Genomic DNA, 15,661 nt, shown 5'->3' with positions numbered 1-15,661 from the left:
AGGATGGCAAACTAAAGGAAAATTGGGTACAGATGGATACAATGGAATTGATGCAGCAACTGGGCAAGATACCGCTTTCCTGAAAATGATTAAAGGATGTTTTTGCCTTTTAGTCTGGATGTTCCGTCCCGAACTATGACAACCGCAGATTTCAATGAGATTTTCATTAAAAACACTGCAAAAAAACAAAGCCCCGATAAATCGGGGCTTTGTACGCGAGGAGAATGGAACTTGATCCCAATGTCAACATTGTTGTTATACGCGGTAAGGGATATAAGCTTGAAATTAGCGCTTAGGAGACCGTCGTGCCCTTTTAACAGCAAAGCCCGATATCTTTATATCAGGCTTTGTGTCGATTCGTTTTATTAGTACTCAGAGCGGGAATCGAACCCGCACTCCTTTAACGGGAACAGGATTTTAAGTCCTGCGTGTCTACCAGTTCCACCATCTGAGCAGGTGTATAAACCTTTAACAATAAATCCCTTCTTGAGAAAGGGATTTGAGCGAAAGACGAGATTCGAACTCGCGACCCCGACCTTGGCAAGGTCGTGCTCTACCAACTGAGCTACTTTCGCGTTGGGAGTGCAAATATAGAGAGAAATGCACATTCTGCAAGAAAATAGTGCATTTTTTTTAAAGGTTTTTATAAGTCGCTGTTTTTCAAAACATCCGCTATCAGATCGCTTTCATATCCGCGGCCTATTGCATATTGTTGTAGCTTATATCGGCGTTTGTAAGTATCCTTTTCACTAAGTAAACCGGCTTTTTTCTCTAAAATATGCTGTAAGGTTTTTAAATAAGCATCGCCGTCAATAATTAATAATGTTTTTTTTATCAGTACATCCGATACTTTTTTAAACTTGAGGCCCTGTTTTATTTTGTTCTTACCCCATGCTTTTTGCCTGAACTTTCCGGTAACATAAGCTTTTGCAAAGCGTTCCTCATTCAAAAAACCCGCAGTTATTAATTGTGAAATAATATTTTCGACAGCTGCCGGCCATAATCCCCACTCATATAATTTATCCCTAACTTCCTGTTGCGATCGTTCCTGGTATGCACAATAATGCTCGGCTTTGGTTAAGGCAATCTTCTCATCAGTTATTTTTTGTTTTTTAGGGATATCCATTAAAACCAAAGTTGTTAAAAAATTCTTCTATTGACAGAAATATAATCAAATTAGTGCCCTATGCTAAGTAACCAGTATACCATACAAGAAGTTAAACAAATTATTAATGCCGAATGTGATTTAATAAATGACGACATCATAAGCGTATTGCTTACTGATAGCCGTCGCATAAGCACTGCGTCCGAAGGGCTGTTTTTCGCATTGAGCGGCAGGCGCAATGGCCATGAGTTTATTGCCGAGGCATATGCAGCAGGTGTACGCAACTTTGTGGTAAAACAAGGGCCCGAAATAAAATTGACCGATGCTAATTGTTTAATTGTAGTGGATGTGCTGGCGGCCCTGCAAGCACTGGCACAGCATCACCGCAACCGTTTTAATCTGGAAGTGATAGGTATTACCGGCAGTAACGGTAAAACTATTGTTAAAGAATGGCTATACCAATTACTGATGGCCGATAAAAACATTGTACGTAACCCAAAAAGTTATAACTCGCAAATAGGTGTGCCGCTTTCTGTATGGCAAATAAATGATAGAAATAATCTGGGCATATTTGAAGCAGGTATTTCGTTACCCGGCGAAATGGATAAGCTTGAAGCTATTATAAAGCCATCCATTGGTGTGCTAACACATTTGGGCCCAGCGCACGACGAAGGCTTTGCAAATACCCGCGAAAAAGTATTAGAAAAATTAAAGCTCTTTAAAAACTGTAAGCTGCTTATTCATAACTATGACCAGCTGGTTGATTATAAAAAAGACATTGCAGCACTAAATTGCTTTACCTGGAGTAAAAATTTCAAGCAGGCTGATCTGTATGTTTTTAGCGAAACAGTTATTAAAAAAAATTACTACCTGCGAGCTAAGTTTAAAGAAAAAGAGATTGAATGCTTAATACCTTTCCTTGATCAGGCATCCATAGAAAACGCCATCGTTTGCTGGGCAACGTTGCTGGCGTTAGGTTATTCGGCGGTTGAGGCTGATAAGCGTTTAGAGCACCTTAACGCGGTAAGCATGCGCCTGGAGCTTAAAACGGGAATAAATGATTGCTCTATTATTGATGATTCTTATAATTCGGATATTCAGTCGTTAGAGATCGCTTTGAATTTTTTGAATCAGCAAAATCAGCATCAAAAAAAGACATTGGTATTGTCGGATATTTTTCAATCAGGTTTACAGGAGGATGTTTTATACAAACAGGTCGCAGAGCTTATTAAATCAAAAAAAATTGACAAGTTTATAGGGGTAGGTGAGGCATTGGTAAAACACCAGGAATATTTTGATGTATCCGAAAAGTTTTTTTATACGGATACAACCGAATTGCTGAACCATTTACTAAACCTTAATTTTAAGGGAGAAACTATACTGATAAAAGGGTCGAGGAGCTTTGAGTTTGAGAAGGTAAGCCGTGCTTTAGTTCAAAAAACGCACGAAACAGTGATGGAGATAAACCTGAACGCTTTACTTAATAATCTGAATTATTATAAATCAAAATTAAAACCCGGCGTAAAGGTAATGGCTATGGTTAAAGCATTTAGCTATGGGAGCGGCACCTTTGAGTTGGCCAATATGCTGCAATATAATAAGGTTGATTATCTGGCAGTTGCGTATACAGATGAAGGGGTTTCATTACGGCAGGCGGGTATTAATTTGCCTGTTATGGTTTTAAATGCAGAACAATCTGCATTTGATAAGCTGACCGAATACAAACTGGAACCGGTAATTTATAGTTTCGGTTTGTTTGATGATTTTATAAAGTATGTGCAGCAAACCGATGTTGCAAATTACCCGGTACATCTGAAAATCGATACAGGGATGCACCGCCTGGGATTTGAACCTTTTGATGTTGAAGTATTATGTGACTTGCTGGAAGATAATAAATATATACGTATACAATCTATATTTTCTCACCTGGCAGCAAGCGAAGCCGCAGAACATGATGACTTTACCGGTAAGCAGATAAGCAGGTTTGAAAAAGCGGCTAAAAAAATTGAGAAATGCCTGGGTTATAAAGTGATCAAACATCTATCCAATACATCGGGCATTACCCGTTGGCCGTCGGCACAGTTTGATATGGTGCGGTTAGGTATTGGCTTATATGGCATTGATTCAGCCGTTTCGGCAACTGATACTGCATTACAGCCCATTACCAGTTTAAAAACAAGCATATCCCAGGTAAAAAAAATAGTAGCCGGTGATACTATAGGCTATGGCCGCAATGGAGTTATGGCAAAGGGTGGCAGAATAGCTACCGTACGTATTGGCTATGCCGACGGTTATTTGCGTGCCTTTGGCAATGGGGTAGGTAAAATGATGGTTAATGGGGTAGTGGTTCCAACAATAGGCAATATATCAATGGATATGTGTATGATAGATGTAAGTACGGTTGAGGTTAAGGAAGGAGATGAGGTGATTGTATTTAACGATCAGCACAGAATTGAGGAGCTTGCAACTCAAATAGGTACTATTCCGTATGAAATATTAACTAATATTTCGCAACGCGTAAAAAGGGTGTATTTTTACGAGTAGATACTGCAGATCATGAAAAACTTAGCAAGAGCCCTGTTAAATTATTTTTTTAAAGGTTTAATAGTGGTTGTACCTATTGGTGCAGCGGCTTTTTTGATATTCTGGGCGGTTTCAAGTGTTGATGCAGCATTAAATTTAAGTGATATTTTATGGACAACCAGAAATGGTAAGCCCATGTATATCCCCGGTCTGGGTATATTAAATGTTCTTGTAATTATTATGATAGCAGGAATATTGGTAACCAACGTAGTAACCGACCCAATAAAGCGCTGGTTTAAGCGCTGGGTAAATCGCCTGCCTTTTTTTAATTTTTTATATTCATCTATAAAAGACCTTACCGAAGCATTTGTTGGCGATGAGAAAAAGTTTAATGAGGCTGTTATTGTTGAGGTTAATGAATTTGGTTTAAAAAAGATAGGTTTTCTTGTTCAAAAGGATCTGTCTAAACTGAATTTACCTGGCGAGGTGGCTGTATATTTTCCGTATTCTTATTCATTTGCGGGGCAGGTGGTTATTATTGCTGCCGATAAGGTGAAACCTATTGATAAAAACGCTGCAGATATGATGAAGTTTGTAATATCAGGCGGTGTGAGCGGGCTTGATTAAAACGCATCAATCAATAAGCCAATAGCAACTTCTTCATTAATACAAGTTTACTCAATTCTTTTTAAAATCTATATCATCAAGAACGGGCGACCTTTATTTTTTTAACTGGTTTTTTGAAGCTGCGTATAGCAAGGAAAACACTTATCAGCATAAGCAATGCCGCAAGAATATATGGTGCTCCGGGGAAATACACTTCGGCGGTTTTTTTGGTAAAGTGGTAAAATATAAAGCTAAATACAAATGGGCCAATAATAACGCTTATGCTATTAATAATAGTTATTGCACCCTGCAGTTCGCCCTGTTCATTTTTGGCTACCTGGTTTGTTGTCAATCCTTGTAAAGCCGGTCCGGAAATGCCACCCAGGCAATAAGGTATCATAAATACATACATCATCCATCCCTGGTTGGCAAAAGAAATTAAAATAAGGCCAATAGCATAAAATATTAAACCAAACACAATGTTTTTCTCCTGCCCAAATTTGGGTATGGTATAACGTATTAAACCACCTTGTATAGCCACAAGCACAACCCCAATAAAAATACCCAATGTGCCAACGCTGCTTAACGCCCAATTAAATTTTTCGAACAAAAAGAACGATAATAGATATTCAACAGATTTTTGGGCAATGTAAACCAGCGTTATACAGCCTATTAATCCAGCTAAACCGGTATGTTTTGTAAATACTCTTATTAAGGCACCTAACGGATTAGCACGTTTCCACTCAAAGCGTCTTCTATGTTCAGGTTTTAAAGACTCGGGTAAAACAAATAGCCCATATAATCCATTAAAAAACGCAAAACCGGCCGCAGCCATAAATGGAAATTTAATGTTGATCTCGCCCAAATAAGCGCCCAATGCAATACCAATGATTACCCCAAAGCCGGATGCTGCGCCTACTAAGCCGAAATTCGCGTCTCTTTTGTGGCCGGTACTTATATCTGCTATGTAAGCAGTAGCGGTAGATGTACTAGCCCCTGTTACCCCCGCAATAAACCTCCCAACAAAAAGCCAGGCAATTGATGGTGCAAACGCCATAAACATATAATCGATGCTAAATCCAAATAGCGATATTAATAAAACAGGCCGGCGGCCATACCTATCGCTTAGATTGCCCATTACCGATGCAAAAACCAGTTGCATAGTAGCATAAATAAGGGTTAACCAGCCATTATATTTTGAGGCTGTGCTAATGTCAACATGCCCTAAAGTTTGCAGTAACTTAGGCATTACCGGTATAATTATGCCTAACCCTAATACATCAATAAATATGGTAATAAAAATAAACCCCAGCGCGGCAGATCGCTTTGATTTGGTTACTGTTTTAGTTAGCTTATTGACAGGAGAAAGCTTTTCGGCCATAAATAGTTAAAATGTATACTTAACAGTGGGTATAACCAATAATTTTAATTTGTGTTTCTTTTAAAACTTCTTACTGCCAGCAAGGCACTTAACAACATTAATAATGAGCCTAAAATAAAAGGGGCTCCGGGTAGTATAAAATGCGCGCCGGGTTTTGTGAACCTATAAAAGAGATAGGTCATTAACCACGGTCCAAATATGGAGCTCAAACTTGCAAGGCTGGTCAACGCTCCCTGCAGTTCGCCTTGTTCGTTGGGCGGCACTTGTTCGGTTATCGTTCCTTGTAAGGCAGGGCCCGCTATACCGCCCAGGGCATAAGGTATCATAAAAGCAAACATCATCCAACCTTGGGTAGCAAATGCGAATAAGATCAATCCGACTGCATAAAACAATAAACCTATCCATATACTGCGGTGTTTACCTAATTTAGGTATGGCTATACGTATAAGCCCACCCTGCACAAGTGCTACAGTTAAACCCACAAATCCTAAAGAATAACCTACCCAGGCCTCGTTCCATCCAAATTTACTCATGGTATAAAACGTCCACACACTTTGTACAGATTGCGCAGCAAAGTATATTAAAAATAATGAAGCAGCGAGCCCCAACACTGCGGGATATTTATTTAATTGCAGCAATGAACCCAATGGACTAGCACGTTTAAGTTCAAATGGGCGGCGATGTTCTTTGTCTAACGATTCAGGCAATACAAAGTAGCCGTAAATTGTATTCAGCAAGGCTAAAACCGCGGCAGCAATAAAGGGTAGGTGTGTACTGTATTTGCCTAATATACCACCTACAACCGGGCCAATAATAAAGCCAACGCCAAATGCCACGCCAATCATCCCGAAGTTTTGGGCACGTTTTTCGGGTGTACTTACGTCAGCAATATAAGCAGATGCGGTAGTAAAACTGGCCCCGGTGATACCGGCTATAGCCCTGCCCAAAAATAACCAGCCGATAGTTGGCGCGAAGGCAAGAAACAGGTAATCAATACCAAACCCTAATAATGAACCTAATAATACAGGCCGGCGACCAAACTTATCGCTTAAATTACCCAGTACAGGCGCAAATAAAAATTGCATAACAGCATAGGCTAAGGTTAATAATCCGGCGTAACGTGATGCCTCGCCTAAATTACCATGTATAAGTGTCTGTATAAGTTTAGGTAAAACCGGTATGATTATACCTAAGCCTGTTACATCAATTAACAGGGTAATAAATATAAATCCTAAAGCAGCTTGTTTGTTTGATTTGGCAGGTTTATCCATCTCCGCAAAATAAATAAAAGTAATTTGGAAATATTAATTAAATAATTGTTAACTTGACTAAAATTATAGTTTTCAGTCCAAAGAAATCTAACCACTTAAACCAATGAAAAGCCTAAATCACCTGTTGATATTACCGGCCATGCTGGTATGTCAAACATTAACAGCGCAAACAAATCATTTAACCATTTCAGATCAATTTCCGTCGCAGGGAGAAACGATTAGTTTTACCTATGACCCTGCGGGAACAAAACTTGCAAATAAAGAAAGCATTACAGCCACAATTTATTATATAGATGGAAAGAAAAATCCGGCTGACAATATTACCCTTACCCAACAGGGTAAATTGCTTAAAGGGAGTTTGACTATACCGGTAAGTGCAAGGGCGTTTTTCTTTAAAATTAGTAAAGATACCAGCGTTGATAATAATAGCGGTAAGGGCTATACGTACATGGTGTATAATGGAAAAGAACCTATACAGGGCGCTTATGCATCAGAAGCAATGGTTTATAGCGGATTAGGAAACTCATTAGCTAAAATACCTGCAGATAAAGCGCGATCACTTAAGTTATTAAAACAGGAAATAGCTGCTTTTTCACAGAGTGAAAAAGAATATGCGAGTCAATATTACAGGGCATTGTCTATCTCTACCGATCCGGACGACATTGTTTTGCTAAACAGTAAACTTGCTGATCTTAAAAACAGCAGGGACGAAAAGGAACTGCTTCAAGCGGTTTCGATTTTAATGATGCAAAAGAAAAAGCCAGAAGCCGATTCTTTGACCGCTATGATCAAATTGAAATTTCCGCAGGGTACCGTGGATAAAAATGCGGAGATAAACGATATTATGAAAGAAAAAGATGTAAAAAAAATGGACTCATTATACCAGGTGTTTGTTCGTCATTTTCCGGAAAATCCAATAGAGCCATCAAGTTTATATGATATGTTAAAAATGCAGCTTGTATATGGGTATCTTAAAAGTAATAATTACGACGCCTGTGAAAAATATCTTGCTTTGGTTAATGATAAATCAATATTATTTAACGCGCTAAATAGTGTAGCATGGCAGCTGGCAGTAAAGGGTGAAAGAATGGAACTGGCAGAAAAGTTATCAAAACAATCTGTTGATATTGTTAATGATAGATTTGAAAACCCTGTTGCAAGCCCGTTTGGTACAGTAGCAAAAGCCAAAAATGATGCAGCCGGTTATAGGTTTATGGTGGGTGATACTTATGCTTATATTTTAGTTAAGGAGGGTAAGTTTGCCGAAGCACTAAAAATTCAGCAGCCCTTGTACGAAAGAAGTGATAAAAAAGGCGGGCCGGTAATTGCGCACTATGTACAGATATTAAATGCAACAGGTAACTATGCGCAAGCCAAGGAGATAGCCGAAAACGGGATGAAATCAGAAAAAATAGATCCCGAACTGGAGCCTGCTTTAAAGGTTAGCTATGTTAAACTTAATGGCAGCGATAATGGTTATGCAGAATATGTTGCCGGCTTAAAGTCTATTTCTCAGGGGAAAATAATGGCCAATTTAGAAAAGACGATGCTTAATCAACCGTCGCCGGCTTTTGCGCTTCAGGATTTTGATGGTAAAACTGTTTCCCTGGCTGACTTAAAAGGTAAAACTGTTGTTGTAGATTTTTGGGCAACCTGGTGTGGGCCGTGCAAGGCTTCGTTTCCGGGTATGCAAAAAGCAGTTAACAAATATAAGGATGACCCTAATGTTGTGTTTTTATTTGTTGATACCTGGGAAAGTGTAGAAGATTATATACCCGGCGTTAAAAAGTTTATAGAGGATAATAAATATACCTTCCATGTACTTTTCGATGAAAAGAATGCCGATGGAAGGCAAGCAAAAGTGGTTAGTGCTTTTGGTGTTTCAGGCATCCCAACCAAATTTGTAATTGATAAAGACGGAGTAATTCGCTTTAAATATGTTGGTTATTCGGGATCAGATGAAAAAGTATTGGACGAAGTTAGTAATATGATAACGTTAGCCAATAACCCAGTTAAAGCACCAGTTAAGTAGTTAAAAAAATAGGATGTAAAGAATAAAAATTTATAAAAAAAGGCGATGGTTTTAAACCATCGCCCTTTTTTGCGCCTGCATTTTTTTTAGAAATTCGGTTTCAATACATATTTGTCATAGAAACGGAAGATGTGCTGCGTCGCTTCTTCGGCGGTATCCACTAAACGGAAAAGGTTCATATCGTCCGGGTGAATATTGTGCTCCTGGTTAAGCATTTTTTCGGTTATCCAGTTAAATAAGCCACCCCAATATTCAACGCCTACAAATACAATAGGGAAACGGGCAATTTTACCGGTCTGTATTAAGGTAATAGCCTCAAACGATTCGTCTAATGTGCCAAAACCACCCGGCAGCACAATAAACCCTTGCGAGTATTTCATGAACATTACCTTGCGGATGAAGAAATAATCAAATTCAAGTACTTTATCTCTGTCGATATATTTATTATGAAATTGCTCAAATGGTAACTCAATATTTAAACCTACCGATTTACCGCCGGCCTCATAAGCGCCTTTATTAGCAGCTTCCATTATACCAGGGCCACCGCCTGATATTACTCCATATCCACGCTCTGTGAGCAGCCTCGCAGTGTCCTCTGCCAATTTATAGTATGGATTGTCATTATGCGTACGTGCCGACCCAAATATGGATACACAGGGGCCTATTTTAGCCAGTTTCTCAAAGCCGTCAACAAACTCGGCCATTATTTTAAATATCTGCCAGGAATCGGTTACTTTAATTTCCTGCCAGTTCTTGTTTTCAAACGCGTGTCTTATTTTTTCTTCGCCAGTCATATCTTAAATGTAGTATAATTAAACTATTGCTAAACTATTACCGCTTTTGTTTTAGTTGATGAGCTAAGTAGTAAGCCCGCAAATGTAATAATTCCATTTAGCAGGATAAGCTCATTGTCAAACGTATAACCAAATAATTTGGCAGAGTTAGCGCTCAGGTAATAACATATCGCCGGAGATATTAAACAAATAAATGGCACCAGCTTATCTTTAACCTGCCTGCCGCTTACAAATAACCCAAACGAATATAACCCAAGTAATGGCCCGTAAGTATAGGATGCTACCTTAAAAATTGCGCTAACTACCGCATCATTATTAATAGAGTTGAATATAATAATAGTTAAAAATAACAATCCTGAAAATGCCACGTGCACATAATGACGGGTATTAACCATTTTTTTACTGTTGATATCCTTGCTTTTGCTAAAACCTAAAAAATCAACACAAAACGAGGTAGTTAATGCGGTTAAAGCCGAATCAGTAGTTGCAAAAGTCGCTGCTGTAAGCCCAAGCATGAATACAATTGCCGGTACTACACCTAAATACTTTAATGCGATAGTGGGATAGAGGTAATCGGTTTTTGTAACCGTAATGCCATAGCGCGTGGCGTACATATATAATAAAGCGCCCACACTTAAAAAGAAAATATTAATAACCACAAACACCGCGGTAAAGCTGAACATGTTTTTTTGCGCTTCGCGGATATTTTTAAGGCTCAGGTTCTTCTGCATCAGGTCCTGGTCAAGCCCGGTCATACCAACGGTAATAAATAAACCGCCAATAAACTCTTTACTAAAATGGAAATGGCTGGTTAAAAAATCATTAAAGAAAAATATTTTTGAGTAGCTGCTGTTCTTTATAGCATCGGCAGCTTCAAAAATGTTAAAGTTCATTGCCCGGCAAATGAAAAGTATCGACAAGAAAACTGATGAAACCAAAAATAGCGTTTGCAAGCTATCGGTAATAATAATTGTTTTTAGCCCGCCTTTAAATGTATAGGCCCAAATTAGCAACAGACATATCAATACCGTTACAGCAAACGGAACATTATAACTATCAAATATGAATTTCTGCAGCACTATAACTACCAGATATAGCCTGAAAGACGAACCAATAACCCTGCTTATTAAAAATATAGCCGCTGCCGTTTTATAGCTCCAGGTACCTAATGCCCCTTCAATATAACTATAAATTGATGTTAGCTTTAAACGATAATATAAAGGGAGTAAAACAGTTGCTATAATTATAAAGCCTGCCGCATTGCCCAACACAAACTGGAAATAGGCAAATTCGTCCCCACTTTGTGCACCCACTTTCCCAGGGACGGATATAAAAGTAACCCCGCTTAATGCGGTACCTATCATCCCGAATGCTACTAAATACCATTTAGAATTACGATTGGCAACAAAGAAAGTATCGTTATCGGATGATTTTCTTGATGTAAGCCATGATATGATTAATAACATTAAAAAATAACCTACAATGAATGATAATAGTACTCCCGGGGACATACGCTAATTTAGTTTGATAATGTCATTTTCTGAAGATCGTTTGATGACATTACGGTAAATTTCTTGCTCACAAGTTATGTATTAGTACTTCATTAAACAAAAAACTTTCAGACTTATTCAATCTTTCGGACTTCCGGACTATTGCCTATCTTCGTAACATGAACTTTTCGTCAAAGTTACTGGAGAATGCTGTTGCTGAGTTTGCAAAATTACCCGGAGTAGGCCAAAAAACCGCTTTACGGCTGGTTTTGCACCTGCTTAACCAGGATAAAGACGAGGTGGAAAAGTTTAGTGCTACCATCAGCAAACTACGCAACGAAATACAATTTTGTAAAACCTGCCATAATATTTCAGATCAAGCGGTTTGTGAGATATGCTCGGCCCCTAAGCGAGACCGCAGCCTGATATGTGTTGTTGAGGATACCCGTGATGTTATGGCTATAGAAAACACCAGCCAGTATAATGGTGTATATCACGTATTGGGCGGATTGATCTCGCCGATGGACGGTATCGGCCCGTCAGACTTAGAAGTGGATACCCTTATTGAACGCTTAAATAGTGAGGAAGTAAAAGAGATCATTTTCGCGTTAAGCGCTACAATGGAGGGAGATACCACCATCTTTTATTTGCATAAAAGATTAAAACATTTCAACATAAGTATCTCAACAATAGCTCGTGGCATAGCTTTTGGAGGAGAATTGGAGTACGTAGACGAGATCACATTAGGTCGGTCTATCGCTACACGTGTTCCGTATGAAAATTCTTTATCCAGGTAAGTATGAAACTATCAGTAATTATTGTTAATCACAATCGTTGTGATTTGCTAAAACTCGCTTTAAATTCTTTAATTAAAGCTTCAAATGGTATTGATTTTGAGGTTGTTATAGTTGATAACGCATCAACCGACAATTCAGTTGAAATGCTTACTGTGGATTTTCCGGAAATTCGGGTAATTGCTAATTCTGTAGATGAAGGTATTGCCAAAGCAAGTAACCGGGGGATAGAAATGTCTAAAGGAGAGTACATTTTACTGGTCAATGCGGATATTATTTGCGGCAAAGAGACTTTAGGCAAAGTACTTGAGTTTATGGACGTTCATGATGATGCAAATGGTTTAGGTGTGCGTATGCTTAGCCCGCAGGGGACTTTCCTTACCGAATCAAACCGGGGGTTAACCAAACAATGGATAGCATTTATTAAGTTGATTGGCTTTGAAAAAAATTTACCAAAATCACGCTTAACCAACCGTAACCATAAAGCATGGGTAGAAGAGTTTCAAACATCAGAGATTGATATATTAAATGATGCTTTTATGCTGATACGCAGATCTGTTTTTAATGAAATTGGTTTGTTTGATGAACGTTTTGTTGGGTATGGTCATAATGTTGACCTATCATACAGAATGCGTTTAGCCGGATTTAAAAACTACTACTACCCTAAAACATATATTATCAATTTTAAAAGCAATAGCCAGCCCAAATTTAGCTGGCAGTACATAAAGGATTTTTATGGAGCTATGCTTATATTCGCTGCCAAGTACCTGTTTAAATTGCCTGAAATAAAGATAGAAGGCATACAGCTGTACCCGCCACAATATGAAGTTGAACAATAAAATAGTAATAATAACCGGCGCATCATCAGGCATTGGTAAATCATTGGCTACAGAATTTGCACGGCGCGGTGCCCACTTGGTTTTAGCTGCCCGCCAATATGTTACCCTGTGCGAAATTGCACAAGCACTCGAACAACAATATAATATTAAAGCCGTAGCCGTACAATGCGACGTAGCTGTCGAAAGTGATTGCGCCCATTTAATAAACCAGGCAATTACAACCTATGGTAAAATTGATATATTGGTAAATAATGCAGGCATTTCTATGCGCGCTTTATTTAAAGATGTTGATGTGCAGGTTTTAAAAACCCTGATGGATGTAAACTTTTGGGGAATGGTATATTGTACTAAATATGCATTGCCTGGGATATTAAAAGCACAAGGCAGTATAGTAGGCGTTTCTTCCATAGCCGGTTATAAAGGTTTACCGGGGCGGATAGGCTATTCGGCCTCAAAATTTGCGATGAATGGTTTTTTGGATGCTTTGAGGGTAGAAAATTTAAAAACAGGCGTGCATGTTATGACTGCTTGCCCGGGTTTTACCGCCTCAAACATTCGTAATACGGCTTTAAATAAAGATGGCAACCAGCAAGGCGAAAGCACCCTGCACGAAGAAAAAATGATGACTGCCGATGAAGTAGCCAAAATTATTGCCGATGGCGTAGAAAATCGTAAACGTACTTTGATTATGACCCGCCAGGGTAAACTCACTGTTTTATTAAGCAAGTTGCTACCGGGTTTGTTGGATAAACTGGTTTATAATGTGTTTGCCAAGGAGAAGGATGCATTGTTGAAATAAGATTAATTTCTGCTATCTGCGGCGATATATTGTATAATTTGTAATCTTTTTAACCTACAAAGCAATCGACTCATAATCATCAATCTTATTCAGATTTAAAACAATTCGGCCTTCTTCGTCCCGGTCAAATGCCGGCTTGAATTTGGCACCCCATATTATTTCGTCATATTGATAGGAGGTACGCGAATGCACAGTTTGTGAAAAGGTATCATCAAACGCTTTAAGTAATACGGCAAAGCCAGCTTCGGTGGTTACCATATCTTCCGCAGTCATGTCTTTTAATGGACTGTCATTATCAAGTGGATGCACTACGGTCCAGTTTAGTGTTAGTATGCTCACGCGCTTTCTTTCCAGTTCTAAGGATATAAAACGGCGTATTTTTTTACCGTCGACATCTTCATTATAAGAGAAGATAACCTCCATCTGCAGGTCGATCAATGTATTCCTGCGCAAATTGGCTAATCTAAACATGATACCTTTCCCGTTATCGCGGTAAGGTGCAACCAACAGATGATCGCTATATTTAATTTTTGCCGATGGCCTCGAAAAGCGCCCGTATAACAAACCCGTAGCTAAAGCGAAGGCAAGCAGCCCCATCATTGATTCTAACGCGGCTACGCTGTTAGCAGCCATTCCATGAGGACTAATATGGCCATAGCCCACTGTTGATATAGTTTGCGCCGAAAAAAAGAACCCATCCATAAAGCGGTAGAAATAAGTAATTCCAACGGCGCCATCTAATGCCCCGGGCCCTAACGACACATATATAAATGCAAAAATTATATTGGCAATTAAATACCCGGTTAATACCAACAGCCAGAATTTACCCCAGCCCATAGTAATTAATGTATGGTAATTGTTTGAGGTGTTAAATAAAGATAGCCCTTTACGTTTTACATTTATAGATCCATCCTGGTTTATTAAGCGCTGGCTTTTGGTAACGGCCTGGGTGCCAAATCCAAGATCATCTTCGGGATTGAATTTTCGTTTATGTATAGCCATGTTTGGTTGAGTGGTTGGATTAAGTTGATTGGGTTAGATAAGTGTTTTTTTGGACCGATAATAACAACTCACTTAACCAACACAATCAACCAATTAAACTTAACACCGTAAATTTATTCATTCTGCTTGCTTTTAGAAAAAACTATTTCCATATTTGCCACATAATGATAATTAAAAGTTTAAATAATAATTGGTGGTGGCTTAACGATTGATCGTAAGGCAAACTCCTGTTATTATAAAATTATATTTAAAGGGTTGCCGTAAGGTAACCCTTTTTTGTTAACAACGTTTAATGGTCTTTAACTAAAATTTCCCTTTAAGGGATAATATATGAAACAAATTTTAAATCATCTTTTCGAGAATAAAACACTTACCAGAGGACAGGCAAAGAGTATTTTAACTCTGGTATCGCAGGGCCTGTATAATAATTCGCAGATGGCCGCTTTTATGACTGCTTATTGTATGCGATCTATAACTGTTACTGAGCTGGAGGGTTTTAGGGACGCCATGCTGGAGCTATGTTTACCAGTTGATTTGGGAACAGATGATTTAATTGACCTATGCGGCACTGGTGGCGATGGTAAGGACACTTTTAATATTTCAACCCTGGCATCGTTTGTAGTAGCGGGTGCAGGCTATAAAGTTGCAAAGCATGGTAATTATGGTGTTTCATCCGGTTGTGGTTCATCTAATGTGATGGAGTATTTAGGTTATAAATTCACTAATAATATTGACGATCTTAAATATAGTATAGATAGGGCCAACATTTGTTTTTTACATGCGCCTTTATTTCACCCTGCAATGAAAACGGTAGCGCCGATACGCAGGGAGCTTGGTGTTAAAACATTTTTTAATATGCTGGGCCCAATGGTTAATCCGGCTAAGCCTAAAAATCAGCTGGTTGGCGTTTATAATTTAGAGCTTGCGCGCATGTATGCCTATCTTTATCAGCGATCTGACAAAAAATATACTATTTTAAATGCATTGGAAGGTTATGATGAGATTTCGCTTACGTGCGATTTTAA

At 38.7% G+C, this 15,661-nt stretch carries 13 protein-coding genes and 2 tRNA genes; 7 read left to right on the top strand and 8 right to left on the bottom strand.

Annotated elements, in window-relative coordinates; all coding sequences use genetic code 11:
* Positions 1–369 precede the first annotated feature (369 nt).
* From JWR23_RS08045 to JWR23_RS08035, 3 genes are all read right to left on the bottom strand, one after another.
* Positions 370–454 (bottom strand) — tRNA-Leu (locus tag JWR23_RS08045).
* A gap of 48 nt (positions 455–502) precedes the next feature.
* Positions 503–575, bottom strand: a tRNA-Gly gene (locus JWR23_RS08040).
* Positions 576–643: 68 nt separating this feature from the next.
* Entirely contained in the window at positions 644–1,126 is a 483-nt protein-coding gene (locus JWR23_RS08035) for a regulatory protein RecX (protein WP_299515148.1), read from the bottom strand.
* A gap of 60 nt (positions 1,127–1,186) precedes the next feature.
* Here JWR23_RS08035 and JWR23_RS08030 point away from each other — a divergent pair, with 60 nt between their 5' ends.
* The gene (locus JWR23_RS08030; RefSeq protein WP_299515147.1) at positions 1,187–3,649 is read left to right on the top strand and encodes a bifunctional UDP-N-acetylmuramoyl-tripeptide:D-alanyl-D-alanine ligase/alanine racemase; all 2,463 of its coding nucleotides are present in this window, start codon (positions 1,187–1,189) and stop codon (positions 3,647–3,649) included.
* 12 nt (positions 3,650–3,661) lie between these two features.
* Positions 3,662–4,255, top strand: coding sequence for a DUF502 domain-containing protein (locus tag JWR23_RS08025; protein ID WP_299515146.1), 594 nt, complete (start codon positions 3,662–3,664; stop codon positions 4,253–4,255).
* A 76-nt stretch (positions 4,256–4,331) separates the two neighbouring features.
* Here JWR23_RS08025 and JWR23_RS08020 read toward each other — a convergent pair whose 3' ends face one another.
* On the bottom strand, positions 4,332–5,615 hold the full coding sequence (locus JWR23_RS08020) for a TCR/Tet family MFS transporter (RefSeq protein WP_299515145.1): 1,284 nt from the start codon (positions 5,613–5,615) through the stop codon (positions 4,332–4,334).
* Between the two features lie 44 nt (positions 5,616–5,659).
* On the bottom strand, positions 5,660–6,886 hold the full coding sequence (locus JWR23_RS08015; protein ID WP_299515143.1) for a TCR/Tet family MFS transporter: 1,227 nt from the start codon (positions 6,884–6,886) through the stop codon (positions 5,660–5,662).
* Positions 6,887–6,989: 103 nt separating this feature from the next.
* Between JWR23_RS08015 and JWR23_RS08010 the strand changes: the two genes are divergently transcribed.
* On the top strand, positions 6,990–8,918 hold the full coding sequence (locus tag JWR23_RS08010) for a redoxin domain-containing protein (protein WP_299515142.1): 1,929 nt from the start codon (positions 6,990–6,992) through the stop codon (positions 8,916–8,918).
* Positions 8,919–9,004: 86 nt separating this feature from the next.
* On the opposite strand, the gene JWR23_RS08005 is transcribed toward JWR23_RS08010, so the two are convergent.
* Positions 9,005–9,712 (bottom strand): TIGR00730 family Rossman fold protein, encoded by a 708-nt coding sequence (locus JWR23_RS08005; RefSeq protein ID WP_299515141.1) that lies wholly within the window; start codon positions 9,710–9,712, stop codon positions 9,005–9,007.
* Between the two features lie 29 nt (positions 9,713–9,741).
* Positions 9,742–11,223 carry a sodium:solute symporter gene (locus JWR23_RS08000; protein ID WP_299515140.1) on the bottom strand — a complete coding sequence of 494 codons (1,482 nt, stop codon included), beginning with the start codon at positions 11,221–11,223 and terminating at the stop codon, positions 9,742–9,744.
* 158 nt (positions 11,224–11,381) lie between these two features.
* On the opposite strand from JWR23_RS08000, the gene recR reads away from it, so the two are divergent.
* The 3 genes from recR to JWR23_RS07985 are packed head-to-tail and all read left to right on the top strand — an operon-like array spanning position 11,382 to position 13,634.
* Positions 11,382–11,999, top strand: a complete 618-nt coding sequence (gene recR / locus JWR23_RS07995; RefSeq protein WP_299515139.1) for a recombination mediator RecR — start codon at positions 11,382–11,384, stop codon at positions 11,997–11,999.
* Between the two features lie 2 nt (positions 12,000–12,001).
* Positions 12,002–12,835 (top strand): glycosyltransferase family 2 protein, encoded by an 834-nt coding sequence (locus JWR23_RS07990; RefSeq protein ID WP_299515138.1) that lies wholly within the window; start codon positions 12,002–12,004, stop codon positions 12,833–12,835.
* Positions 12,819–13,634 carry an SDR family oxidoreductase gene (locus JWR23_RS07985; protein ID WP_299515136.1) on the top strand — a complete coding sequence of 272 codons (816 nt, stop codon included), beginning with the start codon at positions 12,819–12,821 and terminating at the stop codon, positions 13,632–13,634. The genes JWR23_RS07990 and JWR23_RS07985 overlap by 17 nt, the downstream gene beginning before the upstream one ends.
* A gap of 54 nt (positions 13,635–13,688) precedes the next feature.
* On the opposite strand, the gene JWR23_RS07980 is transcribed toward JWR23_RS07985, so the two are convergent.
* Complete coding sequence (locus JWR23_RS07980; RefSeq protein WP_299515135.1) at positions 13,689–14,636, bottom strand: ion channel; 948 nt, start codon at positions 14,634–14,636, stop codon at positions 13,689–13,691.
* Between the two features lie 330 nt (positions 14,637–14,966).
* Here JWR23_RS07980 and trpD point away from each other — a divergent pair.
* Positions 14,967–15,661: anthranilate phosphoribosyltransferase (gene trpD / locus JWR23_RS07975; protein ID WP_299515134.1), on the top strand; the 695-nt coding region annotated here is incomplete at its 3' end.

The organism is Mucilaginibacter sp., from assembly GCF_028288205.1.
Taxonomy (GTDB): Bacteria; Bacteroidota; Bacteroidia; order Sphingobacteriales; family Sphingobacteriaceae; genus Mucilaginibacter.
Note: the sequence above shows the minus strand (reverse complement) of the source record. Positions and strands in the feature narration are given on the sequence as shown.